This is a genomic window from Cyclobacterium lianum (genome assembly GCF_900143075.1).
In the GTDB taxonomy this organism is placed as follows: domain Bacteria; phylum Bacteroidota; class Bacteroidia; order Cytophagales; family Cyclobacteriaceae; genus Cyclobacterium; species Cyclobacterium lianum.
In genome coordinates this window covers 1-23852 of sequence record NZ_FRCY01000006.1, presented here as the reverse complement: position 1 = coordinate 23852, position 23852 = coordinate 1, and the positions used below count along the sequence as shown (strand labels likewise).

At 46.9% G+C, this 23852-nt stretch carries 26 protein-coding genes; 23 read left to right on the top strand and 3 right to left on the bottom strand.

What is annotated here, in order from left to right; genetic code table 11:
- The first annotated feature begins 151 nt into the window (after positions 1 to 151).
- The 16 genes from BUB19_RS11405 to BUB19_RS11330 all read left to right on the top strand — a co-directional run bounded on the left by BUB19_RS11405 (position 152) and on the right by BUB19_RS11330 (position 10325).
- Positions 152 to 400 (top strand): hypothetical protein, encoded by a 249-nt coding sequence (locus BUB19_RS11405; protein WP_073094692.1) that lies wholly within the window; start codon positions 152 to 154, stop codon positions 398 to 400.
- 2 nt (positions 401 to 402) lie between these two features.
- Positions 403 to 939 carry a helix-turn-helix transcriptional regulator gene (locus BUB19_RS11400; protein ID WP_073094691.1) on the top strand — a complete coding sequence of 179 codons (537 nt, stop codon included), beginning with the start codon at positions 403 to 405 and terminating at the stop codon, positions 937 to 939.
- A gap of 323 nt (positions 940 to 1262) precedes the next feature.
- The gene (locus tag BUB19_RS11395; protein ID WP_073094690.1) at positions 1263 to 1487 is read left to right on the top strand and encodes a hypothetical protein; all 225 of its coding nucleotides are present in this window, start codon (positions 1263 to 1265) and stop codon (positions 1485 to 1487) included.
- Positions 1487 to 1813 carry a type II toxin-antitoxin system PemK/MazF family toxin gene (locus BUB19_RS11390; protein ID WP_084097209.1) on the top strand — a complete coding sequence of 109 codons (327 nt, stop codon included), beginning with the start codon at positions 1487 to 1489 and terminating at the stop codon, positions 1811 to 1813. Before BUB19_RS11395 ends, BUB19_RS11390 begins: the two co-directional genes overlap by 1 nt.
- A 194-nt stretch (positions 1814 to 2007) precedes the next feature.
- A complete protein-coding gene (locus tag BUB19_RS11385; RefSeq protein ID WP_317041587.1) occupies positions 2008 to 2961 on the top strand; it encodes an NAD-dependent epimerase/dehydratase family protein in 954 nt (317 codons plus the stop codon).
- A 396-nt stretch (positions 2962 to 3357) separates the two neighbouring features.
- Positions 3358 to 3597 (top strand): hypothetical protein, encoded by a 240-nt coding sequence (locus tag BUB19_RS11380; RefSeq protein ID WP_073094687.1) that lies wholly within the window; start codon positions 3358 to 3360, stop codon positions 3595 to 3597.
- Complete coding sequence (locus BUB19_RS24770) at positions 3598 to 3933, top strand: type II toxin-antitoxin system PemK/MazF family toxin (protein ID WP_073094686.1); 336 nt, start codon at positions 3598 to 3600, stop codon at positions 3931 to 3933. It begins immediately after the preceding gene.
- A 94-nt stretch (positions 3934 to 4027) separates the two neighbouring features.
- Positions 4028 to 4192, top strand: coding sequence for a hypothetical protein (locus BUB19_RS23975; protein WP_178371484.1), 165 nt, complete (start codon positions 4028 to 4030; stop codon positions 4190 to 4192).
- Between the two features lie 662 nt (positions 4193 to 4854).
- Entirely contained in the window at positions 4855 to 5253 is a 399-nt protein-coding gene (locus BUB19_RS11365; RefSeq protein ID WP_073094684.1) for a glycosyltransferase family protein, read from the top strand.
- A 28-nt stretch (positions 5254 to 5281) separates the two neighbouring features.
- Positions 5282 to 5527: a hypothetical protein gene (locus BUB19_RS11360; protein WP_073094683.1), complete on the top strand. Its 246-nt coding sequence runs from the start codon at positions 5282 to 5284 to the stop codon at positions 5525 to 5527.
- A complete protein-coding gene (locus tag BUB19_RS11355; protein WP_073094682.1) occupies positions 5524 to 5925 on the top strand; it encodes a putative toxin-antitoxin system toxin component, PIN family in 402 nt (133 codons plus the stop codon). The genes BUB19_RS11360 and BUB19_RS11355 overlap by 4 nt, the downstream gene beginning before the upstream one ends.
- 312 nt (positions 5926 to 6237) lie before the next feature.
- Positions 6238 to 6747 (top strand): NAD-dependent epimerase/dehydratase family protein, encoded by a 510-nt coding sequence (locus BUB19_RS24360; RefSeq protein ID WP_218588558.1) that lies wholly within the window; start codon positions 6238 to 6240, stop codon positions 6745 to 6747.
- A complete protein-coding gene (locus tag BUB19_RS24355) occupies positions 6748 to 7203 on the top strand; it encodes a Rossmann-fold NAD(P)-binding domain-containing protein (protein ID WP_218588557.1) in 456 nt (151 codons plus the stop codon).
- Positions 7204 to 8024: 821 nt separating this feature from the next.
- Complete coding sequence (locus BUB19_RS11345) at positions 8025 to 8243, top strand: hypothetical protein (RefSeq protein ID WP_143156011.1); 219 nt, start codon at positions 8025 to 8027, stop codon at positions 8241 to 8243.
- On the top strand, positions 8224 to 8628 hold the full coding sequence (locus BUB19_RS11340; RefSeq protein ID WP_073094680.1) for a type II toxin-antitoxin system VapC family toxin: 405 nt from the start codon (positions 8224 to 8226) through the stop codon (positions 8626 to 8628). The genes BUB19_RS11345 and BUB19_RS11340 overlap by 20 nt, the downstream gene beginning before the upstream one ends.
- Positions 8629 to 9515: 887 nt before the next feature.
- Positions 9516 to 10325: a sugar phosphate isomerase/epimerase family protein gene (locus BUB19_RS11330; RefSeq protein WP_073094678.1), complete on the top strand. Its 810-nt coding sequence runs from the start codon at positions 9516 to 9518 to the stop codon at positions 10323 to 10325.
- Positions 10326 to 10331: 6 nt separating this feature from the next.
- Here the strand turns inward: BUB19_RS11330 and BUB19_RS11325 are convergent, their stop codons facing one another.
- Complete coding sequence (locus tag BUB19_RS11325; protein WP_245802833.1) at positions 10332 to 12803, bottom strand: TonB-dependent receptor; 2472 nt, start codon at positions 12801 to 12803, stop codon at positions 10332 to 10334.
- A gap of 208 nt (positions 12804 to 13011) precedes the next feature.
- Here BUB19_RS11325 and BUB19_RS11320 point away from each other — a divergent pair, with 208 nt between their 5' ends.
- The 5 genes from BUB19_RS11320 to BUB19_RS11300 all read left to right on the top strand — a co-directional run bounded on the left by BUB19_RS11320 (position 13012) and on the right by BUB19_RS11300 (position 19082).
- Positions 13012 to 15822 carry a DUF6797 domain-containing protein gene (locus BUB19_RS11320; RefSeq protein ID WP_073094676.1) on the top strand — a complete coding sequence of 937 codons (2811 nt, stop codon included), beginning with the start codon at positions 13012 to 13014 and terminating at the stop codon, positions 15820 to 15822.
- 26 nt (positions 15823 to 15848) lie between these two features.
- Positions 15849 to 16760, top strand: a complete 912-nt coding sequence (locus BUB19_RS11315; RefSeq protein ID WP_073094675.1) for a cysteine hydrolase family protein — start codon at positions 15849 to 15851, stop codon at positions 16758 to 16760.
- Positions 16761 to 16943: 183 nt separating this feature from the next.
- Entirely contained in the window at positions 16944 to 18074 is a 1131-nt protein-coding gene (locus BUB19_RS11310; RefSeq protein ID WP_073094674.1) for a SusC/RagA family TonB-linked outer membrane protein, read from the top strand.
- A gap of 325 nt (positions 18075 to 18399) precedes the next feature.
- Complete coding sequence (locus BUB19_RS11305) at positions 18400 to 18837, top strand: Hsp20/alpha crystallin family protein (RefSeq protein WP_073094673.1); 438 nt, start codon at positions 18400 to 18402, stop codon at positions 18835 to 18837.
- Positions 18838 to 18884: 47 nt separating this feature from the next.
- A complete protein-coding gene (locus tag BUB19_RS11300) occupies positions 18885 to 19082 on the top strand; it encodes a hypothetical protein (protein ID WP_073094672.1) in 198 nt (65 codons plus the stop codon).
- A gap of 182 nt (positions 19083 to 19264) precedes the next feature.
- On the opposite strand, the gene fdhD is transcribed toward BUB19_RS11300, so the two are convergent.
- Together fdhD and BUB19_RS11290 are read right to left on the bottom strand one after the other, a co-directional pair.
- Positions 19265 to 20134 (bottom strand): formate dehydrogenase accessory sulfurtransferase FdhD, encoded by an 870-nt coding sequence (gene fdhD, locus BUB19_RS11295; protein ID WP_073094671.1) that lies wholly within the window; start codon positions 20132 to 20134, stop codon positions 19265 to 19267.
- Positions 20134 to 22407, bottom strand: coding sequence for an FdhF/YdeP family oxidoreductase (locus BUB19_RS11290; protein WP_073094670.1), 2274 nt, complete (start codon positions 22405 to 22407; stop codon positions 20134 to 20136). The genes fdhD and BUB19_RS11290 overlap by 1 nt, the downstream gene beginning before the upstream one ends.
- Positions 22408 to 22806: 399 nt before the next feature.
- Here BUB19_RS11290 and BUB19_RS11280 point away from each other — a divergent pair, with 399 nt between their 5' ends.
- A complete protein-coding gene (locus tag BUB19_RS11280) occupies positions 22807 to 23070 on the top strand; it encodes a hypothetical protein (RefSeq protein ID WP_245802832.1) in 264 nt (87 codons plus the stop codon).
- A complete protein-coding gene (locus BUB19_RS11275) occupies positions 23067 to 23468 on the top strand; it encodes a type II toxin-antitoxin system VapC family toxin (RefSeq protein WP_073094667.1) in 402 nt (133 codons plus the stop codon). The genes BUB19_RS11280 and BUB19_RS11275 overlap by 4 nt, the downstream gene beginning before the upstream one ends.
- Positions 23469 to 23852: the final 384 nt, after the last annotated feature.

Below are 23852 nucleotides of genomic sequence, written 5' to 3'. Positions count from 1 at the left end.
TACCCGGAGTTACAATCCTACCACCCCTGTCGGGGTTTGGTTTTCACCACTCGAGTCCTTCATCAATTAATCATCCTGCCATTGAACCATCAGATCATCAAATAATGAAAAAGACGCGTTGACTTAAATCAACAAAATTGTTAATTTTGTCATGGCCAATAAAAAGCATCCCAGCAAAGACATTCAAGAGGCGATTGAGTATGCGTTGCAAAAAGATTGGAGAATAGTTGAAGCAGGAAGAAGTTCACATGCTTTTTGCAGGTTGTTTTGTCGTGAAAATAGTAGAGAGGGTTGTATCATTTCTGTATGGAGCACCCCAAAAAATAAGGAGGCTCATGCCAGGCAAATTAAGCGGGTGGTTGACAATTGTCCCCACCATAAAGTAGCTGTAAAGGATTAAACATGTTAAATTTTCAATTTACATTGGTGCTAAAGGGTTTGCTAAAGCCTTCCGATGATTTAGAAACCAAATTGTTTGAAGGGGGCTGCGATGATGCCTTGCTTTATTTTCGTGAGCAGACCGCTTATTTGGATTTTGATCGGGAAGGGGAGTCCTTTGAAACAGCTATCCTGAGTGCTATTTTGGATGTTGAAAACGCAGGAATTCCGGTGAGTAGTGTTGAACCAGGAGATTTGGTTACTGCTGCAGAAATCGCCAGACGATTGGGCAGGTCCAAAGAATCCATCCGCTTGCTGATTTCCGGAGCCAGAGGGAACGGAGCTTTTCCTGTTCCGGTCTCAGGCCTGACCTCGAAAACCAAAATTTGGCGCTGGACCGAAGTGTTGGACTGGATGCAGCTGCACCATAAACTTTCCGACAAACAGTTGATTCAGCAAGCATATACCATCCGGAATTTCAATGAATCGTTCGCCATCAGAGAAAATCCGACGGTTTATGAAAAGGCAGGGAAGCTGGCGAAGCAGTTAAAAGATTTTTAGGTTTCGTATAGTGTTTGGTACGTGTTTTTTCAAGTTCGTGTCGGTGATTGAATTTTAGATTTGGACTTCTGCTTTTAGCTTTTGGTCCAGCCAACAGCCAATAGCTAACTTCCAACCGCCAACGTATAGTCGATAGGTTAGGATTGCGTATCAGCTGGTGAGGTGTTTTTCGTAGATCCTGAAGGTTGATGTATGTTGGATTCGAAAGGGGTTAATTGTTTAATCGGTTAACTGTTTAGTTTTAACCCTTAACCCTTAACTTTCACCAGGCATAATGTAAACAAAATCTTAAAAAACCGTATATTTCAGAAAAGGAGGAAGACATGACAAAAGAAGGTTTAATTCATAGAACAGTTGAAGCTTTAGAAAGACTCCCCGAAGGTAGAATTCAAGAAATTGCTGACTTTGCGGATTTTGTACTTAAAAAACATGAAGAACAAATTCTTCAAAAAGGGATAGAAACAATGGTCAGCGAATCAGATAGTTTTGCTTTTCTTCAGGATGAGGAAGATTTATATAATGAAGATGATTTAAAAGAAAAATACTGATGCAGCAGGGAGATATCATTTTGATCCCTTTTCCATTCACCGATCTGACAGGCAGTAAAAAGCGCCCTGCGTTGATACTGATTGTTGGAATTTTAGACATCACTGTAAGCTTTATCTCTACGAAGCTACACTGGCAGGAACCGGCCGATATACTACTATACCCAAATTCAATAAATGGACTTAAGAAACCTTCACTCGTAAGAATAGGAAAGATGGCCACAATCGATAAATCCTTGGTAATAGGGAAATTGGGAAACCTTAATCTTAAAGAAATTAAGGTGTTGCATAAAAAGTTGATTCATATTTTTGAAATTAAAATAAGTTAACCCTTAACAAATTCCTAATCAAGGCCAACAATCACCCAGCGGAACAAAGTCTTGTTACAGCAATAAAAACCTAAATTCCGCTCCTTAACCCGTCACAGCATGCCTTTTTAGGCTGATTTTCAGTCCGATAAGCTCAGGTACCCATCATCATCGCATCGTCAAATCATTCCATCAGCATATCATCAAATCACCACATCACCAAACCATCCCACCATCCCACCATCGAACCATCAAACCATCAAATCATCATCACCGGCGCCTCCGGCTTTGTGGGGAAGAACCTGAAAAAGCATTTAAAAGACAGGCCCTGGACGGCACTCAGCAGAAATCCTTCCGCCACGGATTTGTCCTATGGAGATTTCTGGAAGCAGAATGACCTGTCCTTTGGCCACTACATCCACCTGGCCGGAAAAGCGCATGACCTGAAAAAAACATCCGGTGAACAGGATTACTGGGAGGCCAATTACGAGCTTACCCGCAAGCTGTACGATCGCTTTCTGGCGGATCCCGCCGCCGAAACCTTTATTTTTATCAGCAGCGTCAAGGCCTGTGCCGATAGGGTAGAAGGCTGGCTTACCGAAGATTCCCCCTGCGCTCCGGAAACCGTTTATGGCAAGTCCAAGCGAAAAGCCGAGGAATACCTCCTGGAAAATTTGCCGGAGGGCAGGCGGGTCTGTATCCTGCGCCCCTGCATGATCCACGGGCCGGGCAATAAGGGCAACCTGAACCTGCTCTACGCCTTTGCTAAAAAAGGCCTCCCATACCCCCTGGCGGCTTTCGAAAACCAGCGCTCCTTCCTCTCGGTGGACAATCTCTGCTGGGTGATACTCCGGCTAATGGAGAAGGACATTCCCTCGGGCATTTATCAGGTAGCCGATTCCGGCGTTTTTTCTACGAATGAACTCATACAAATGATGGCCGCCTCCCTGGACAAGCCGGCCCGTCTGTTAAAGATTCCCTCCAGGCTGATCCGTGCTGCCGCCAGGGTAGGGGACAGTTTGCACCTGCCGCTGAATTCCGAACGCCTTCAGAAGCTTACCGAAAGTTACAAAGTCAGCAACGAAAAGCTGCTAAATGCCTTGGGCAGCGAGCTGCCTCTGAGTGCTGAGGAGGGGTTTGAAAAGACGTTTGAGGCGTTTAAGGGGTAATTGTTTAATGGTTCACCACAGATGGCCACAGATTAACACAGATTTTTTTTGGCTGGAAGGTTGATTAAAATTTAAATGGCATTTGAATGGCCGGGCTTTGGGGTCTGGCCATTTCGCTTTTGGGGCGGGTGCTGGATTCAATCGTGGATGTTAAGGGTTAATTGGCTCGAAGCCTGCTGGAAATTTGAGATGAGCATTTTGGCTGGATGATTTTTTTTAGGTTCACACCTGGTGGTTAAGAGTTAAAAAATCGGCTCAGGCTGCCAAAATGGACACCTACACGTGGGTTGAACCTGTCGAAGTCGATATCATAACACCATCCAAAATCACCAAATAGATCATTCGCATTGTAAACAAAATCTTAAAAAACCGTATATTTCAGAAAAGGAGGAAGACATGACAAAAGAAGGTTTAATTCGTAGAACAGTTGAAGCTTTAGAAAGACTCCCCGAAGGTAGAATTCAAGAAATAGCTGACTTTGCGGAATTTGTATTAAAGAAAAATGAAGACCAACTCCATCCACAACATGCTGGCGAAAGTGCTTTAACACAGCATGCAATGCGGCTTTCAGAATCATCCTTAAATGAAGATTGGGAAAACGAAGATGATGCCCACTGGGATAGTTTTCTTGAATAAATGGATTTTAGGCAAGGTGAAATCGTTATTGTTCCTTTCCCTTTTTCTGATGGGCAACTGTCAAAAAGCCGGCCCGCTGTGGTTATTTCAGGTGAAAGAGTAAATAATACCAGGGATATCATTCTAGCCCAAATCAGTTCAACATCGAGAAGTGATGAATTTAGTTTTTTTATTGATGAAAACAGGATTACTGTTTCACTGAGAAAAATGAGCCAGGTTAGGGTGCATAAGATTTTCGCGATGGAAAAAATGTTGGTTAAAAAAAAGATTTCTCAGCTCACCGACCTAGCGAAAAATGAACTCCTGGTCAAAGTGAAAAGTCTTTTTGAGAAATAATGCAATGGGTGATGATTTTCCCCATTGGACCAAGGAAGGGTTTATTTATGTGTATTGCCATAACGCATATTTCATCGTATCATCACCTCATCATATGATCTTAATAAACCGGCACCTGCCGCTGAATTCCGAACGCCTGCAGAAGCTCACCGAAAGCTACCGGGTCAGCAACGACAAATTGCTGAAAGCCCTGGGCAACGAGCAGCCTCTGAGTGCAGAGGAGGGGTTTGAAAAGACCTTTGAGGCGTTTAAGGGGTAATTGTTTAATGCTTCACCACAGATGGGCACAGATTAACACAGATTTTTTTTGGCTGGAAGGTTGATTAAAATTTAAATGGCATTTGAATGGCCGGGCTTTGGGGTCTGGCCATTTCGCTTTTGGGGCGGGTGCTGGATTCAATCGTGGATGTTAAGGATTAAAGAGGCTCGAAGCTGGCGGTGGAATAGGAACGGGTAGGCTGGCAGGAAATGTTTTTTTTGGATTTAACTGTGGTGGTTAAGGGTTAAAAGACTGGAAGTCGGTTGGAGAATTGAAAAGGTAGTAATCGCTCAATCACCGGTTAATGATAAATTAATTGCCAAATTCAAGCCCTGAAAGGGCGGAATACCCCAGCGATGGGTGCAGCCCATCGATATGGAATTGACTCAATCGGATTGAGCCCTGAAGGGGCGTAATATTTTTCTGTCTCCGGTTGATGAATCGAAAAATATATTTTGCCCCTTCAGGGCTTTTGTTATTAATACCGGACGCTTTCACAGGGATTCACCCTGTGTTTTGGTATTTTGCCCCTTCAGGGCTTAAAATTTAAAGTGACCTAATTAATCGGCTTCGGGCTTCAAGTAGGCTGTTTTGCATTTTAGGCTTGCTGCCAGATCAGCTCAGGTGGTTAAGGGTTCACTGGTTCAAAGCCTGCTGGAAATTTGAGACGAGCATTTTGGCTGGATGATTATTTTTATGGTGAAAAGGTACTTTCGAAGATCGCAACGGCCTTTGAAGATCCTGAAATCGACGCAACCATTGGGGATATCGTATTTATCAAAGGAAATCATCAGGATAATATCATCAGGCGGTATTCCGCAAAAAAATGGGAGCCTTCCCGGTTCGCCTGGGGATACATGCCCCCGCACCCCTCTTTTTTTGCAAGGACTGAGCTTTTTAAAAAATTCGGGAATTACCAGACAGATTACAAGATAGCAGCCGATTACGAATTAATGATCCGTTTCCTGTTAAAAAACCAGGTTAAATGGAAATCGAAGGGTTACTCTTCAGTTAAGCAATTAATCCTTTCTGGAACTTGCCGTTACTTCCGCATGTTTTAATCAGAATCGCTGTTAAAATTAAACCCGCATGGAAACACAGCACACAAAACCTTCTTCTTTGAGCAATTTGCAAAGGGAAATGCTCAAGCTTTTTGCCCAAGATGTATCAGAAGAGGATCTGATAGCCATTCGACAGTTGATTGGCCAATATTTTGCAGAAAAAGCCATGGACCTGGCAGACGAATCCTGGCAAAAAAAAGGGTGGACAAACAAGGACGCTGATAAGTTGTTGAAATCAAAAATGCGAACACCCTACAAAAGTGACAAAGCGTGAAGGTGGTTTTAGACACCAATGTTTTTCTTGTTTCCATATCAAGGCGTTCACCGTACCATTGGATTTTCCAAAAACTCATCAAAGGTTCCTATCAAATTAGCGTAACGACCGAGATTCTCTCTGAGTATGCCGAGAAGATTGAGGAACATATTGGAAAAGAGGTAGCAGAGGCAGCAATGCAAGCCCTTATGGAACTGCCAAATGTAGAAAAAATTGAAATTTACTTCAAGTGGAACCTCATTAAAGACAAGGATGATAATAAATTTAGTGACTGCGCAGTAGCTGCTGGCGCAGACTACCTGGTAACCCAGGACAAAGATTTTAATATTCTGAGAAAAATCGAATTCCCAAAAATAAAATTGATTTCAATTATGGGACTTAAGTCAAGAATGTTATAGCCAATTATCATTCTTGGACTTTAGATCTACAATAGTTCGTTTTGAAAACTACAGGCTAGACTCAATGTCTTTTTCATATTTGCCTGCTATTTACGTAAATGCTCATCGATTAGCTGTCGGGTACGCGCCTTTGTTTTTTGTTCGTTACCAGGAAAGCATGCCCATGGTCGCTATTCCATCAAACCTTTAACCCATGCCTTTCACGCTGAGCCTGCAGAAGCGTCTAGTTTGAGTGTTTTTCAGTCCGACAGGATCAGGCACCGGTACTAATCAGCACATCACCATATCCCCAAATCACCACATCCTCGAACCATGCCTTCGACTCCGCTCCCTTCGGCTCCGCTCAGGGACCGCACATCATCGCATCATCACATCATCATCACCGGCGCCTCCGGCTTTGTAGGCCAAAACCTGCAAAAGCACCTGCAGGATAAGCCCTGGAAGGCCCTTAGCAGAAATCCATCCGGTTCAGGCTTGTCCTATACCGAATTCTGGGAGCAAAATGACCTGTCCTTTGGCCACTACATCCACCTGGCCGGAAAAGCGCACGACCTGAAAACGACGGCGAACGAACAGGATTACTGGGAGGCCAATTACGAGTTGACCCGCAAGCTGTACGATCGATTTCTGGCGGATCCTGCCGCCGAAACCTTTATTTTTATCAGCAGCGTCAAGGCCTGTGCCGACAGGGTAACAGGCTGGCTCAGGGAAGAAAGCCCCTGCGCTCCGGAAACGGTCTATGGCAAGTCCAAGCGAAAAGCCGAGGAATACCTGTTGGATAATTTGCCGGAGGGCAAGCGGGTCTGTATCCTGCGCCCCTGAATGATCCACGGGCCGGGCAATAAGGGCAACCTGAACCTGCTCTATGCCTTTGCTGAAAAAGGCCTCCCATACCCCCTTACGGCCTTCGAAAACCAGCGCTCCTTCCTCTCGGTGGACAACCTCTGCTGGCTGATACTCCGGCTAATGGAGAATGACATTCCCTCGGGCATTTATCAGGTAGCCGATTCCGGCGTTTTTTCTACGAATGAACTCATACAAATGATGGCCGCCTCCCTGGACAAGCCGGCCCGTCTGTTAAAGATTCCCTCCGGGCTGATCCGTGCTGCTGCCAGGGTAGGGGACAGGTTGCACCTGCCGCTGAATTCCGAACGCCTGCAGAAGCTTACCGAAAGCTACCGGGTCAGCAACGACAAATTGCTGAAAGCCCTGGGCAGCGATCTTCCCCTGACGGCCACGGAAGGTTTCGAAAAGACCTTTGAGGCGTTTAAGGGGTAATTGTTTAATGCTTCACCACAGATGGCCACAGATTAACACAGATTTTTTTGATCTGATTCAGTCTTTCAAAGCCATTTACGAAATTGAAATTTCGGACGATTACCTTCAACTAATGAGTTAACCCAGTTAACCATCATTCCAGGAAAAAGGAGTTACGGAGATTTTCAAATAGACTCCAGGCCTGCAGGGCCTGAACAACAATAACCGTGGGTGCAGCCCACGGAATAAGCTAACAAAGAAATACCTCCAACCCCGGACGGGGTTGAACCTTTCTGGGATTCGAAACAGGTATTCCTAAAAATATATTTTCATTAGTGGGAAAGGTATCACCAGATGGCGTACCGTATTCGCAGGGCCATGTCCAACCCACTCCGGAGTTGCGAACTGGATAGATTGTCATCCAAACCCCGGGTTTCGCCCGGGGTTTGGATTATTGAAGCCCTTCAGGCTTCGGTGTCGTATAGGCGCATGTTGCTGGGTTAGTGATTTGCGACTCAAAGTCAAGGGTGAAATGGCATTTCGATGGCTGGGCGCTGGGGTCTGGCCATTTTGCATTTGGGGCTGAATTTGGATTCAGCGGTGGTAGTTAAAATGTTTATTCGTTTAAAGCTTTACCATAGATTTTTTTGGCAGATGAATTGGATTTTTACTATTGATCCCATAGAACTGGACCTGCTTTAATGTTAGCATAGCGGATTAGAAGTAAAACCTATCGCTAATTTAAAAAACAAGCGATTGGAATCCTGAACTTTAAATGCTAAATTGTAGTATATCTTTTAGCGAACTCGGTGATGATCAGTGCAAAGCATTTAAAAAAAAGGTTGAAAGAAAGGATCGATGGTCTTTCAGAGGCAAAGCTTAGGGATATGGAAAAATTTATGGAATCACTGGACTCAGGATCCAAAAAAGGTGATCTTTTATCCTTTGCCGGATCCTGGCAGGCCCTTGATGATGAAACGTTTAAGGAATTTACGATTGGTTTAGAAAATAGGAGAAAAACAAACAGGGTAAAATTTTTGGATGAAACCAGCTTTGATTGATACCGACATTGTTTCCTATTTTTTGAGAGGAAATGAAAAAGTTTATTTAAAATTTCAGGAGTATCTCAAGCAATTTGAAAGCATAAATATCAGTATAATTACTTATTATGAAATTGTTAGTGGATTGACTTTCAAAAATGCTACCAAGCAACTCCTGATTTTTGAAAAGTTTTGTACCAATGCCACGTTGCTACTTTTAACCAAGGATTCAATTCGGAAATCGGCAGTGATATATTCGCAACAGAGAGTCAAAGGGGAAACCATAGATGATATTGACATTTTAATTGCCGGTATTGCCATCTCAAATAAGTTGAACCTGGTCACCAACAACATTCGGCATTTTGGAAAAATTGAAGGTCTTGCGGTAGAAAATTGGAATGATTAAAATTGGTCACTAATCCAGTCTTGAGCATTAATTGGCTCAGTCTGGGCAGAGGGGTTGTTTCGGACAAATAGGCAGGAGAGGTGGTATACGAGTCATTTGTGTTCGTTTTGTTCGATAGGGGATGGGCTTTTGTGTCTGGCCATTTTGCGTTTGGGCAGGGTGCTGGTTTCAATCGTGGATGTTAAGGGTCATTTGGCTCGAAGCCTGCTGGAGATTTGTAATGGCCACTTAAGCAGGAAGGCTGGTTTTGGGCTCAACCGTGGTGGTTAAATTTTAAACCATTGTTCCATTACATGCTAGTAGCTCAAGACCTGTCAGGGCATTGGCGGAAAGCCGGCTTCAGGGTTGATCAGCTGGATAGCCAATGCAGGAAACTAGTTGCTTTCCTTACCCCGGGCTGCGCCTCGTCCCTCGGCTTACCCGAGGTTATATTCCTGTCACCCCTGTCGGGGTTGGGATGTCACAAGGGAGATGGCAAATCCCGAACAGCGTCTCCTCCGGAGGGATTTGGAATGCCCGTACCGCTGCCGCAATAGCGTTGCGGTGTGTGCAAGACATGCCGCACTCGTTAGCAGGATTGCAAATCCTGCCTTATCTGAGTTCGGGATTGCAAATCCCGAACAGCGGCAATTTCCTTTGTGCCCTTCGTGGTTCTTTGTGTTCTTAGTGACTAAAAAATCCTGTACGTTCTCTCCTTCCATCCCCCAGTCTCCCGCTCTCTTAGTCTCTAAGTCTCTAAGTCTCCCCGTCACTCAGTCCCTCAGTCACCCCCTCTCTAAGTCCCTTCGTCTCTCAGTCCCTCACAGCTCCGCTGGATAGTTTCGTTTTTTTCCGTAATTTTAAGACATTAAACGCCCATGGAATAATCCAGAAATAAAACCCCTGCCATGCCAATCAAATTCTATGCACCCCTCTGGGGAAATGCCCTTCCCTTTGATTCCTTTTGCCAAAATGTCAAAGATGCCGGATACGACGGGGTAGAAATGGAGCTGCCACTGGAGCAGAAAGAAAAGAAGAAAGTACTCGAAACATTGAATGACCACGAACTGGAGTTGATTGGCCAGTACTACCAGTCTTTCGAAGCCGACCCCCGGGAAAACCTAAAGAGCTATGAGCGGTATCTCCGGCACCTGATCGCTGCTGAACCTGTACTCATCAACTGCCAGACGGGGAAGGATTTTTTTGATTTTGAAGCCAATGCGCGTCATTTTGGGCTTGCCGCAGCATTGTCGTCCCAATCCGGTATCCCCATCACCCACGAAACACACCGTGGTAAATGCCTGTACGCTGCCCCCATTGCGAAAAAGTATTTTGAACGCCTGCCTGAACTCAGGATATGCCTGGACATTTCTCACTGGTGCAATGTGCACGAATCCCTGCTGGAAGACCAAAGGGAGACAGTCGAACTCGCCCTCTCCCGCACCGACCATATCCACAGCAGGGTGGGGCATGCGGAAGGCCCTCAGGTCAATGATCCACGGGCACCCGAATGGTCTGATGCACTGCAGGCCCATCTGGAATGGTGGGATAGGGTGGTCCAACGGCATCGAGAGGAGGGAGGTACCCTCAGAATAACCACAGAGTTTGGCCCCTTTCCCTATATGCCCTGCCTGGCCTACACCCAAATGCCCCTTGCCAGCCAGTGGGACATCAACGTCTATATGCTGAACCTACTTAAGAGCCGCTATAAGGCCTGAAGGGAGCTAAAAATCTACCTTGTAATAAAATATGGGTAAAAATCCCAGCTGGTAATTGGGGACGATGGATTTTTCCGGGTCAGGGTTTTCTAACTCATCCGGAGCCCAGGTCAGGTTCAGGATGTTTCTGGTGTTCAGGATATTGATCAGGTCCAGGGCAATTTCATGGCTCAGGTTTTTTCGGTTGATCCGGTAATTTACCCTCAAATCCATTCGGAAATAAGGGTCAAACTGAAGGGAGTTTCTGCCTGCATCCTCGTAGATAATCTCCTGTTGCTCCTGTGTCCTTTCCACGTCTACAGGCCCGTACCTTCTACCTCCTGCAGTGGTAATATTGGTACCAATTCCGATCAGGCCATTTCTGGTTTGAATTTCCCTGGTACCCAGAAAATTGAGTGCGTAATTTCCATTAAACTCTGTATCCCTCCATACCTTGTCGCTTCCCTGGTAGCGGGCCTCAAAAAGCGACCCGGTAATTAAAAAAAGATACCCCTTACTGTAGTATTTCTCCAGCGTCAGCTCCAGTCCATAGTTTTCTCCGGTACCTTCGTTGACCAGGCCTGTCTCGGGAAAAATCCGGTTGAAGCTGGCTCCTGAATTCAAAAGGGAAAAGGAAGAGGGCCGATTCTCAACGGGTACCCGGGTCAGATGCTGGTAATAGGTTTCCCACTTCATCCGGACCTGATTTCCCAGCGCACGCTCGTATCCCAGGACCAGGTGTTTGGACCGCGTAAAATCCATGTCTCTGTTGAAGGCCTGAAAGCCCATATCGGGCCTGATTGGGTCGTTGAATTTGTAAAAATAGGTGTAAGCAGGCTGAATCTGGCTGTGGAAACCCATTCCTAAATTCAGGCTCTGGATTTCATCGAGTTTCAGGTTCAGGCCCAGGCGCGGCTCAACCGGAGACCAACTGTCGGTCAGTGAAAAATACTGATGGTGCAATCCCAACACCAGCGCAAGGGATTCACTGGGCTTGTGTTTCCATTGCAGGTAGGGTTGGGCCAATACGGCGATCGTACCGTCCTCATTCCAGCGATTTACCCAGGGCGTACTTTGAAAACTGAGGGGAGCGTTGGGATCATTTTGAGGTAGTATATTTACCTGACGGGCTGAATCGGTAAGGTTAAAACCAAAAATATCGTTTTGGAACCCGTAATTGAGGGTGTTTTTATTGTCAATTTTTTTAAAAAAGCTCAATACCTGTGAGTATTTGTTGGTGGTAAAGTTATAGCCAAGTATGGCCGGCAGATCCTGAACATCGATAAAGCCGTCAGGTTTTACCCGTCCCACAATATAGTAATGGTCTGCCTGGACCCGCTCCTGCGAACCTGCCAGGGTAGCTTTCATATAGGTTTGGTTTTTCAGGACTTTTTCATAGGATATGCCCAGAACCCCCATTCGGGAACCAAAGTACTGATCCCTGTCTTTTTCTCCATACAGGTTTCTGTCTTCCGTGCTTTCTTCCGAAACCAGGATATCGATATTGCTTTTTCCTCCTACGGCAAAAACAGACAGGTTGCCGTTATTTTTCAGTGGAAAATTAAACTTGAAAGCCAAATCCTGGTACCTGGGGACGGCCGTGGTGCCCACATCGATGCCCAGAGCCGAAAAGAGTTGCAGGCTGGAGTAGCGGTACCCCACCAGAAAAGAGGAGCCTTTGGCTTCACTGACCGGACCTTCCAGGAAAAGCTCAGCGCCCATAAAGCCCAGTTGAAAGCTCTGTTCATGCTTTTCATTATTCCCTTTCCGGAATTTCAGGTCAAAGACTCCGGAGACCGTATTGCCAAACTCGGCAGGAAATGCGCCCGTGTAAAAATCGGAATTGGCCAGAATCTTATTGTTGATGATGTTGACCGGACCACCGGAGGTGCCGGAAGCACCGAAATGATTGGGATTGGGGATATTGATGCCTTCCAGTTGCCACAACACTGATCCTGGCGCATTTCCGCGGATCACGATGTCATTTCTGGAATCATCTGCACCTTGCACTCCCGCAAAATTAGAAGCCATGCGTGCAGGGTCGCCCCGGCTACCCGCATAGCGGTCTGTTTCTTCCACGGTAAATGCACGTGCGCTGACCATGGCCATTTCATTTTGTGCTTCTCCGCTGCGGGTGGCCCGAACTTCCACGTCTGCAAGCGAAATGGCAAGCTCCTCCATGGCCACTTCCAGGACCAGTTCCTTGGAGGAGGTCAGCATCAAATTGCTCAAAACCACCTCTTTGTATCCCAAAAAGCTGAATTTCAGGTTATGCCTTCCCAACGCCACATTCTCCAGCCTGAATTCTCCTTCCAGATCAGTAGTGGTGCCTGTCATTCCTTCCTCCGCTTCACCAGCCAGCAGTACCGTGACCCCCGTCAGGGGATATTTGCCGTCCGTATCGATTACTTTACCGCGTATGGTCTGTGTAATGGTATCCTGGGCTTGCAGGGAGAAAGCCAGCAGAAAAATCTGGAATGTCAGGTAGTGTTTCATCATGACAGTTTCAAAAACAATTCATATGGGGATCAATTTATCGACAATTTTTGGCTTAGACCTGGCTGAAATTAATAAATCTCAAAATAATTTTTGGCCAAATCAATAATGTCGGGAAGCTACTGCGAGACTTCTAAAGTTTACCATTTTGATTTTGTACTTACATCTTTTGACCGTATTTTGTGCCTTCAATTAATTCGATGAATGCCAAATGACAAATTCCTTCCGAGTAAACGAACTGCTGCAAAAAGCCTTCGGAAATGACAATATTATCGCATGCCTTCCAATCCTTATTTTTCTTTTTTTCCTTTGCGGCTGCGCAAAGGAAGAGGCCAAAATCACTGAAGTAGACTTTGAAAAGGAGGAATTTGCCGGTTTTGTGGAGCCAGGTTTTCCATTTGTCACCACCTCCATGGATGCCAGGGGTCTGGGAGAAGGCTTTCCGGAAAACAATATTTCGGCCAGGGTGCTGGCCCTGCAATTGGGCAATGAGGCCTATGCCTGCTTTGATACGGACCTACTGCGCTGGACCGTAGCCTGGACGGGGGATTTTATGCCTATGGTCACCATGGCCCAGGTATCGTACGATGATTTTCACAACAAAGGCAACCAACTCCCTACCATAGGTGGGGAACCGAAGATCGCCACTGGCAGCTATCCTGGATGGTCAGCAGGCAGCCCCACACACACAGATCCCCGTACACCCTCTCCCCATCCGCAGAGCCCCCCATGGGGTCCGCTCTCTCCGAAACTGGCCCGTTGGAATGGCATTTATACCTTGGATGACCAGGTGGTCTTGTCTTACCGGGTCGGCAATACGGAAATAAAAGAACGGCCCGGTAGCCTGCACAGTGACGGAAACAGCTTTTTTACCCGATCCTTTGAGCTTGCCGCAGGATCAGAAAAGCTATACCTATCGGTAGCTGAGGTGAGCAATGGTACCCGTGCTGAAATACAGGATGATAAGCTGATGGTATACCAGGGGGAATCCGGCGGGCAGGTCACCGCTTTGGCTTTGTCTTCTGAGAACAGCGGAGCCAGATTGCTGATAGAAGATGAGCGCTACCTGATGGTGGAGGTAGATGCCAGACAAGATGACCTGCAATTCGGCATACTGATCTGGAAGGGAGCAGCAGTTGCTTTGGAGGCATTCGAAAGTGCCGCGCAGGAATTTGAGGTGGCTATTCCTGAAACCAGCAAGGGGGGAAAGCCATACTGGACAGAGGAAGTACTCACCAGAGGGAAAATCTCTCCGGATACTGCCGCATTTGTCACGGACCGCCTTACCCTGCCCGTTCCCAACCCCTGGAAGAGAAATGTGAGGCTGGTGGACATGAGCTTTCTGGGACGCGAAAAGGCCGCCATGGTCACCTTTGAAGGAGATGTATGGATGCTGGATGGCATAGACGAAGATCTGGACAGATTAGCCTGGACGCGCTTTGCTTCCGGATTGTATGAGCCTCAGAGCATAGAGGTGGTTGATGGCGACATTTACGTTTATGGGAAAGATGGCATCACCCGCCTGCACGACCTGAATGGCGATGGTGTGGCCGACTTTTACGAAAATTTTTCTAACCTGATGGCCCAGTCCATCGAAACCAGGGAATGGGCGAGCGACATGGTGGCAGACCCTGAGGGAGGATTTTATGTGGCTAAATTTGGAGCGCTGGACATGGGTCCGGAGACCTCTTCGCCCAAATCCCTGATGGGCTTTCGCTCTGCTTCGCACCACGATGGCTCTATCCTGAAAGTCTCTGCCGATGGCCGCAGTATCAGTACCTTTGCCAGTGGATTCAGGGGGCCCTATCTGGGCATTCACCCGGAAAAGGGCTGGCTTACAGGCTCGGATCAGCAGGGGCACTACATGCCATCTACTCCGGTCATGTTGATCCGGAAGGGCAATTACTTCGGTGTACCTGCCACGGCACACAGGGATCCAATTCCGGAAGTTACTCCTCCGATCACCTGGATACCGCACAGTCAGGACCGCTCCGGAGTGGGGCAGGTCTGGGTGACCAGCGAGCAGATGGGCCCCTTAAACAACCAAATGATCCACCTTTCCTACGGCCGACCCGGTCTGTTTCTGGTGAGAGTGGACAGTGCCAGTTCGCGGGTGCAGGGCGGAGCGTCAGTCATCCCCGGCACCTATCCGGCGCCCACCATGAAAGCTGCAGTCAATCCTGAAGATGGCTTGGTATACATCACCGGTTTTTCCCTATGGGGACACAATTCAGATACCCTGAGTGCTTTATTGCGACTCCGGTACACGGGTGAGAAGAGTTTGTTGCCGGTAGATTATAAGGTCAGAGATGGGGGCGTCCTGCTCCGGTTTGAGCAGGAACTGGATGAAGAAATGGCCACTGATCTGGCGAATTACCAGGTCAAAAGATGGAATTACCTGCGCACAGAAAAATATGGATCGGGTCATTACAAACCCGACGGATCGGTAGGGGAGGAAAACCTCCCTGTATTGGAGGCTTTTCTTTCCGACGACAAAAAAGGAGTATTCCTGTCTGTACCGAATATCACGGAGGTGATGCAGATGGAAGTGGCCTACGAGCTGGCCACTGCGGCGGGGGAGTCCTGGTCGGACAAAGTCTGGATGACCGTAAACGAAGTAGTCATGCCCAATCTGCTGGCAGAAGGCTTTAGTGGTATCAATGAGGATGACCTGAACCGGGACTTTGATCCCGCCATGGTAGCCAGCAGTAATGAGGCGGCACCTGATGCGGTCAAAGGTAAGGAGCTGTTTACAAACTATGGCTGCATTGCCTGCCATGCCGTAGATGGAAATAATGAGGGAAAAATTGGCCCAGGGGTGAAGGGGCTTTATGGCTCAGAGCGGGAATTTAAAGACGGGAGCAGTGCCGTCGCCGATGAGGACTACCTGAAAGAATCCATCACCGACCCGGGCGCGAAGGTGGTGAAGGGCAGAGAGGGTGAAATGCCTTCATTTCTGGGTGTCTTATCTGAAAATGACATCGATTCCATAATATTATATTTTAAAACATTGGAAAATTAAAGTATCTTACCGAAAAACCCGGTAAGATGAATTATTCTATATGTTTACTGATCCTGCTGGTCACGTTTTCAGCCTGCCAGCAGCAGAAAAGAAATACCGCGCAGGAGGAGCGCTCAACTAAGTCTGAGCAGATTTCCGTCAACCTGCGTAAACATGTCCGAATCAACAACGAGAATATGGCTTGGGAATCCAGGGAATTTCAGGAGTCCTGGGATCCATCGAAAACAGCTTTTATCATCACAGACATGTGGGATGAGCACTGGTGTGAAAGTGCTACAAGAAGGGTAGGGGAGCTGGCGCCAAGAATGAACGAAACCGTCCATGCCGCAAGAGAAATGGGCCTGACCATCATTCATGCCCCCAGCGGCACCATGGATTTTTATGCAGAATGGCCCCAGCGAAAAGCGGCCAAATCGGTACCCTACCATGCAGCACCGGAAGCATTTCCCATAAACGACTGGTGTTACCTGGATCCGGAACAGGAAGCCGCCCTGCCCATTGACGATAGCGATGGGGGCTGTGATCAGCCCTGCTCCGGAGGTGAACCCTGTGAGGAAAGAGAAGCCTGGTCGCGGCAAACCCCTGAGATCGATATCGCAGCAACGGATTTTATTTCCGACCAGGGTCAGGAAATTTTCAATATCATTCAATCCAGGAACATCGAAAATATCGTGGTCATGGGTGTACATCTGAACATGTGTGTGCTGGGCAGACCTTTCGCCATCCGGCAGATGGCCAATCTGGACAAGAATGTCGTTCTGATGAGGGACATGACTGACACCATGTACAATCCGGAAATGCTTCCCTACGTAGACCATTTTACCGGTACGGACTTGGTGGTGGCACATGTGGAAAAATATTGGGCTCCCTCAATGCTCAGTACGGACTTTACAGGAAAGCCGGCGTTTAGGTTTGCGTCCCGAAATGTTGCTGAATAGGTTACTTGCGTTTATCCCTGTCCGGCATAGCAGATCCCGGACAGGGATATTTTAATTCCTCGTTATTTTTTTGTGAATTAAGATTGGGTTTTCAGGTACAGAATTGATGTACTGTTAATCCGTTTTTTGATATCATTTATGATTCATTTTTGAGATTTGCAGCTCAAATCAACTGAATCAAAAATGGTAAAACACATACTTTTGTCCGGCTTCCTGTTCCTCTTTGTCTGCGGGATAGTGGCCGCACGGCAGAAAATTGACGGAATTGTATACGACGACGCAGCCCAACCCCTGATAGGGGCGGCCATTACAGTCAAGGGCACTGCGGCTGGCACCATTACCGATATCGATGGTAAATTCAGCCTGGTGCTTGGGGAGAATCAAAACCAAATCCTGGTTTCCTATGTAGGTTTTATTCCCCGGGAAATCGCAATTGATAATCAAAGTTATCTGGAAATCCGGCTACAGGCAGACGACCTGTTTCTGGATGAGTTTATTGTGACCGGTTATACCTCCCAGAAAAAGAGGGATGTGACCGGCGCTGTATCTACCATCGATATGGAAGAAATCGCCAATATCCCTGCAGCAGGCATTGATGGAATGATCCAGGGGCGGGCTCCAGGCGTAAATGTAGTGTCTGACAACGCTCCCGGCGGAGGAGTTGCGATCAGAATAAGGGGGTTTAGCACCATCCGAAACAACGACCCCTTATACGTGATAGACGGGGTGCCGACTACTTCTGGTATCAATATGATCAACCCCAATGATATTGCGACTTTTCAGGTGCTGAAGGACGCTGCTGCGGCTTCGATTTATGGGTCCAGAGCAGCCAATGGCGTGGTCATCATCACGACCAAAAGAGGACGAACGGAAGAAACCAAAATGAATTTCAACAGCTATGCAGGAATTCAATCTGCATTTAATCTTCCCCGGATGCTCAACGCAGAGGAATATGGCGATCTTCTCTGGGAGGCTACCTTAAATGATGGCGGACAGCCATCCAGTGATGTGTACGGCTCCGGTGCTGAGCCGGTTATCCCTGAATGGATCGATCAGGCTGAGACCGTACCTGCTGCCGATGTGGACTGGGTAAGCGAAATTTTCCGGCCTGCAATGATCCAATCCTATAACCTTGACTTCTCAAAAAACTCAACTGATGCTAATCAATTTCTTTCTTTCAATTACTTCGATCAGGAAGGCTTGATCAAGCATACCGGCTTCAAGCGTTTTACTGCCCGTTTTAATTCAGAGTTCAAGCTATTTGACCGGCTGACAATAGGAGAAAACGAGAAGACCTCATCTTTCGGGAGCTAATTTTGCTGCAGGTAAAAACGAATACTTCCCGATCCCTCAAAATCAGATCGATCTGGGTAGAGGTCTTATTTCCCAAAACCCAAATTATCAGTAATACAGGGGTAAGCCAGTTCAGTCAGTTTGTCAGTCCCTGGTTTCAGCAAATAAAAGATTGTTGGAAAAGGAACTGTCAAACTGACTTTTTACGCTCGTTCATCCTTTCAGTCGTTTCGGATTGGCATGCACTTTGCCGCCTGATGCCTGATGGTTAATAGTTGTTGTTTGACCGACAATTTGTATCCCATTAAATGTAGTTATTTGATGTTTTACTTAAAACTTAAACGCCATGGAAAATGTAATCAGTAAAAACGGAAGAAAACAGCGTCCGCAATTTTTCGAGGACATGCTGTCCAGAGAGTTACTCGGTATAAACAGGACAAATTGGAATACCGCCTATGTACCGATGGTCAACATCATGGAGACCAACGAGGATTTCAGGATCGAGATGGGATTGCCAGGTATGGACAAAAAGGATATCAAGGTGGAGCTTGATAACCAGTTGATTACCGTAAGCGGAAATACAGACCAGCAGCGGGAAAGCGGAGAGATGCAGTATGTAATCAAGGAATTCAACTATCACTCCTTCAGCCGGTCTTTTCAGTTGCCCGAATCGGTCGATACAGCAAACATAGATGCCAGTTTCAATCAGGGCATGCTCACCTTGTTTTTGCCCAAGCGCGAAGAAGCGAAAAGAAAGCCTATAAAAATCATTGATATTTCCTGAGTAGGAATTTAGAAGATCAGTTTTTTAAAACCCTAAACATAATGCGTATGAAGACATCTTATTTGGATTATTACAAAATGATTTTGCAGAAAGTCAGCTTTGACTATCAGTTGTTGAAAAAAGAGCTGACCAAAGCCAATCAGATCTTGACCAAAGATGAGAAATCCAAACTAAGAAAATGGATGTTGCAAAACGGACTGTTTACGGAAGTATCAGGAGACGAGCACCGCTTCAACATGTCTTGAAGTCGACCCGAATGCCCGGATGTTGATGCCCGGATGCGTTTTATTTAAGGCCCGGATTTTCGGGCCTTTTTGCATAAAAAATACCCGAAACAGGGTATTTTTTATTGTCAGTCCTGCCTACCTTTGTTTCAGGTGATAAATAAACTTTTCAAAATGGACTTTTCCATTGCAAATGGTGGGTATTATTTGAGTGATTTTTTTACCCACTGTTTTATCCTTTCCTGCCCGGAATAAACGTTAAATGCATCTTGTTTCAAAAAGCCCACTAAGGTCAGATTTTTTGATCGGGCAAGGTTTGCTGCCAGGCTGGTAGGTGCTCCAAAGGCAACCAAAACGGGGATTTGGGCATTAGCTGCTTTCTGTACCATCTCAAAACTTACCCGTCCGCTGAGCAGGACAATTTTTCTCCGCTCCAGTGCGATCGATCCGGTAAGCGCCGCACCGATCAATTTGTCCAGGGCGTTGTGCCTGCCTACATCTTCCCGGATCAGTTGGATTTTTCCCCTGGCATCGTATAGTACCGCCGCATGCAGGCCTCCCGTGTATTTAAAGCCGGTTTGGTGTTCTTTCAATGCATGAGGAAGAGCCATCAAAGTATCGGGATCTATCTGCCAATCCGGATCATCCTCTAGCCGCAAAGCCCTGCACTGAACCGCATCAATCGCCGTTTTACCACATACCCCACAACTCGAATGGGTGTAAAAATTCCTATTCAGTTCCGCTAAATCTATTTCCGGATTGGGCGCCAGGCGCACCAGCAATACATTTCCTTTTTCTTCCTCCCGGACCTGCCGGCAATAGCGCATCAGCAGAATGTCCTTTTCCTCACGCACAATCCCTTCCGAGAACAGAAAGCCCATTGCCAAATCAAAATCATCACCCGGACTGCGCATGGTAACCAGCAGGTCCTTTTTGTACCAGGATCCCGCTTTTTCAAATTCCAGCCTGATTTGCAAGGGCTCCTCGGCCGCCACCAAATCCTGTAACAACAGGCTGTTTGTCCTGCTGTATTTGACTACCTCAGCATGTGCGACCAGACCCTTGCTATCCATTATGCCTGCATTTTTTCCAGAAAAACTTCTATAAATTTGGAGGCAGGGCAGTGGCTTTCACCAGATCTGTTGTCCAGCGCTACCAGCACATTGCCTTCCGGAAAGTATACCGCAAGGCAACCCCTGCTGATATCGTAAGGTACCACCTGAAAGCCCTCCAAAACCCTTTTTTCCCCATTAAAGACGCTGGTAATTTTTACCAGATCGCCACTTTGGTATCCCCTTTCTTTCATGTCTTCCCGGTGCATCATGACCACCTCTCTGCTGTTTTGAATTCCTCGGTACCGGTCGTTGTAACCGTAAACGGTGGTGTTGAACTGATCGTGGCTCCTTACGGTCATCAGGATGAAAGGAGTTTGCGAATCCGGTTTTTCTGCAAGGGGATTTACGGTCAGGTGGGCTTTGCGGTCTTCGGTGTAGAAGCTGCCCTCTCTGGCCCCATTGGGCAGGTAAAATCCTCCGGGCACCCTCACCCTTTCGTTATACGCTTCAAAACCAGGGATCACGGCCTCGATCTTATCCCGTATGAGGTCATAATTTTCCGCCATTCCTTCCCAATCGGTGGCATTTTCGGTACCCAGCACCTTTCTGGCCAGCCCGCAGATGATGGCCACTTCACTTTTCAGGAGATCGGATCCGGGTTCAAGGTCGCCGGATGACATGCGGATGCGACCGGCTGTATCCTCCGTACTGACAAACTGGGGGCCATGTGCTGTAATGTCCGCTTCGGTACGCCCCAGGCAGGGCAGTATCAGGGCAGTTTCGCCATGTACCAGGTGACTGCGGTTCAATTTGGTAGAGACATGTACAGTAAGGCTGCATTGCCGCATTCCTTCAAATACCTTTTGGGTATCCGGTGCCGCAAGCACAAAGTTGCCACCCATCCCCATAAATACCTTAGCCTTTCCGGAAGCCAGGGCCTCTACGGTGCCTACGGCATGCACGCCGTGATTTCTGGGCGCCTCGAAAGAAAAGGCCTGGCCCAATCTGTCCAGAAAGGCATCGGACATTTTCTCCCAAATGCCCATGGTGCGGTCACCCTGTACATTGCTGTGGCCACGAACGGGCAGGGTTCCTGCTCCCTTTTTTCCTATAGCACCTTTTACCAGCAGGATGTTGACAATTTCACGGATGGTATTTTCGGCATTGCGGTGCTGGGTGATGCCCATGGCCCAGGCGATGATGATGTTTTTGTTTTCGGCCAGCAATTGTACTGCTTCTCTGAGCTGAGTTTCAGCAACGCCGCTATCGTCAATAAGCTTTTCCAGGTCGCAGGTTTCTAAATGCTCCAGCAGGGCTTCATAACCACTTGTTTGCTGCGCAATAAATGTATGGTCAAGTATTTTGCCCCCACTTTTCTTGTCCTCCGCCAGCAGCATTTTAAGTATGGCTTTGAGCAGGGGCAGGTCGCCGCTGACTTTTACCTGAAGGTGCAGGTCATGCAGAGTGGTCGGTTTGCCCAGCCATTCCCAGGGTTTCTGGGGGTTTCTAAACTGGATCAGTCCGGTTTCCGGTAAAGGGTTGATGGAAATGATCTTGCCACCGTTTTTCTTGAGTTGCTCCATGGCAGTGAGCATTCTGGGGGCATTGGTGCCGGGATTTTGTCCCATTACCAGCAGCAGGTCTGCATGCCGGATATCATCCAGGATGACAGAGGCTTTGCCAATTCCCAGGGTTTCGCTCAACGCTTTTCCGGAGGCTTCATGGCACATGTTGGAGCAATCGGGCAGGTTATTGGTGCCAAACTGCCGTACAAAGCATTGATAGAGGAAAGCCGCCTCATTACTTGTACGGCCTGAGGTATAGAATATGGCCTGGTCCGGATGATCCAGTTCATGGAGTTTTTCGGCCATCAGATCGAAGGCCTCCTCCCAGGAAATGGGATGGTAATGGCTGGCTCCCGGCTTCAGCACCATGGGTTGGGTGAGCCTCCCTTGCTTTTCCAGCCAGTGGTCGGACTGTTGGAAGAGCTCTTCAACGCTATTTTTTTGAAAAAAGGTAGCGTCGATTTTTTTGGAGGCATTTTCCCAGGCCACCGCCTTGGCTCCGTTTTCGCAATACTCGGCGATTTTGGATACTTCGTCCGGGTCAGGGTCTGGCCAGGCACAACTGGGGCAGTCAAAGCCTTTGGGTTGATTGAGTTTGAATAAGGTTTTCACCCCTCTTCCCACATGGGTTTCCTCCCAGATGGCCCGGGCTACAGATTGGATGGAGTCCATTCCGGCTGCAATTTGGCCGGGAGGGCTGAGTTTGACTTTCCTTTTTGGGTTCATGTCTTCAGGTTCATTTTGGCATTCGGAGAATGAATAGAGCTGGAAGGGTTAAAGAAACGCAATCTTTCCAGAAATCCCATTGATATCTGAAAATAAAGTAAAGCGAACAGGACAGGTAACAGGGGTGCCAGGCGGAGAAGCTTTTCAGAGGTGCTGATGTATTAACCAGTTTCCTACTTATCTCCCAAATTTCAAATTTCCATCAACAAGGTCAAATTCATTTCAGCATTTATAAGAATATCTAATAGATCTTCCAGAAAACATTGATATCCACACACAGCGCTGAAACCAGGCTTGCGGTGAAAAATAGTTCTAAAAAAATACCGTTCGATTTTTTCATCAACAGGCACATATTTCAACAAAATAAACTTGTCAACTTGACAAGGAAAACTTATATTTATGAAAAAATGTACCATGACCGTAACCATGCATATAGGAGAATTTAAGGCCAGGTTTTCCGAAGTGGTCGAAATGATCAAGGGAGGTGTTGTCATAAAGGTGGTCAAGGGCAAATCCGGGCAATTGGTAGGGTATTTCGGAAAAGAGATGAAACCGGCAAAGCCGAAAAAAAGGAAATTAGGTTTTTTTAAAGACCAGGGTATTGAAATATCAAAATCAGACATGGAATGGACTGACGAAGAATTGTCTGAAATGGGCATATGAGGTGTTTATTGGACACCCATGTGATATTATGGATCGCTTTTCATGAGAATAAAATTAGCTCCCGGGTCAGGAAATTGTTGCTTTCCAACGATGCTGAGATTTTTTTGAGTGCTGTTAGTTTTTGGGAGATCAGCATCAAATTCCAGATGGGAAAATTGGATTTGAAGCACCATACCCCTGAAACCATATTGACCGGATTTAATCAATATTTTGACTTCCAAAATCTTGACCTGAAAATCAATGACGCGGCTTCATTTTTTCAACTGAAACAGACTCATCATAAAGATCCCTTTGACAGGATGCTTATATGGCAGGCCTTGCAGGATGACTTGACATTAATTTCTGATGATGAAATTATCAAAAGGTATTCAGATACAGGCCTAAAAGTAATCTGGTAAATAATTTCTAAATCGGGTGTCCTTCGGGGGTCATTTATTTGGTCAGGGATCAGATTGATACATCCTTACTATCATCTGGAACCTTTGTACTAACCCTTCCAAGCCATCGTTTAATAGATTTAGCAATAGGTTTTTTACCTGATTTTAACCAAGGGCTAATTTTAACACAATGCGGTGGAGTCCACCTTCGGGATGAACTGCAGACCGGAGAAAGTGGAAAGGGAAAAGTGAAATGAGTCAGACCTTTGGGGTTTTCCGAACCCCGAAGGTCTAATCCGGAGCGTTCACTAAAAAACCTTCGGGGTCCCAAAGACCCCAAAGGTTTGACAACAACGACCCTTGAGGTTTCCACAACCTCGAGGGTCTTTTCCGGAGCGATTACGA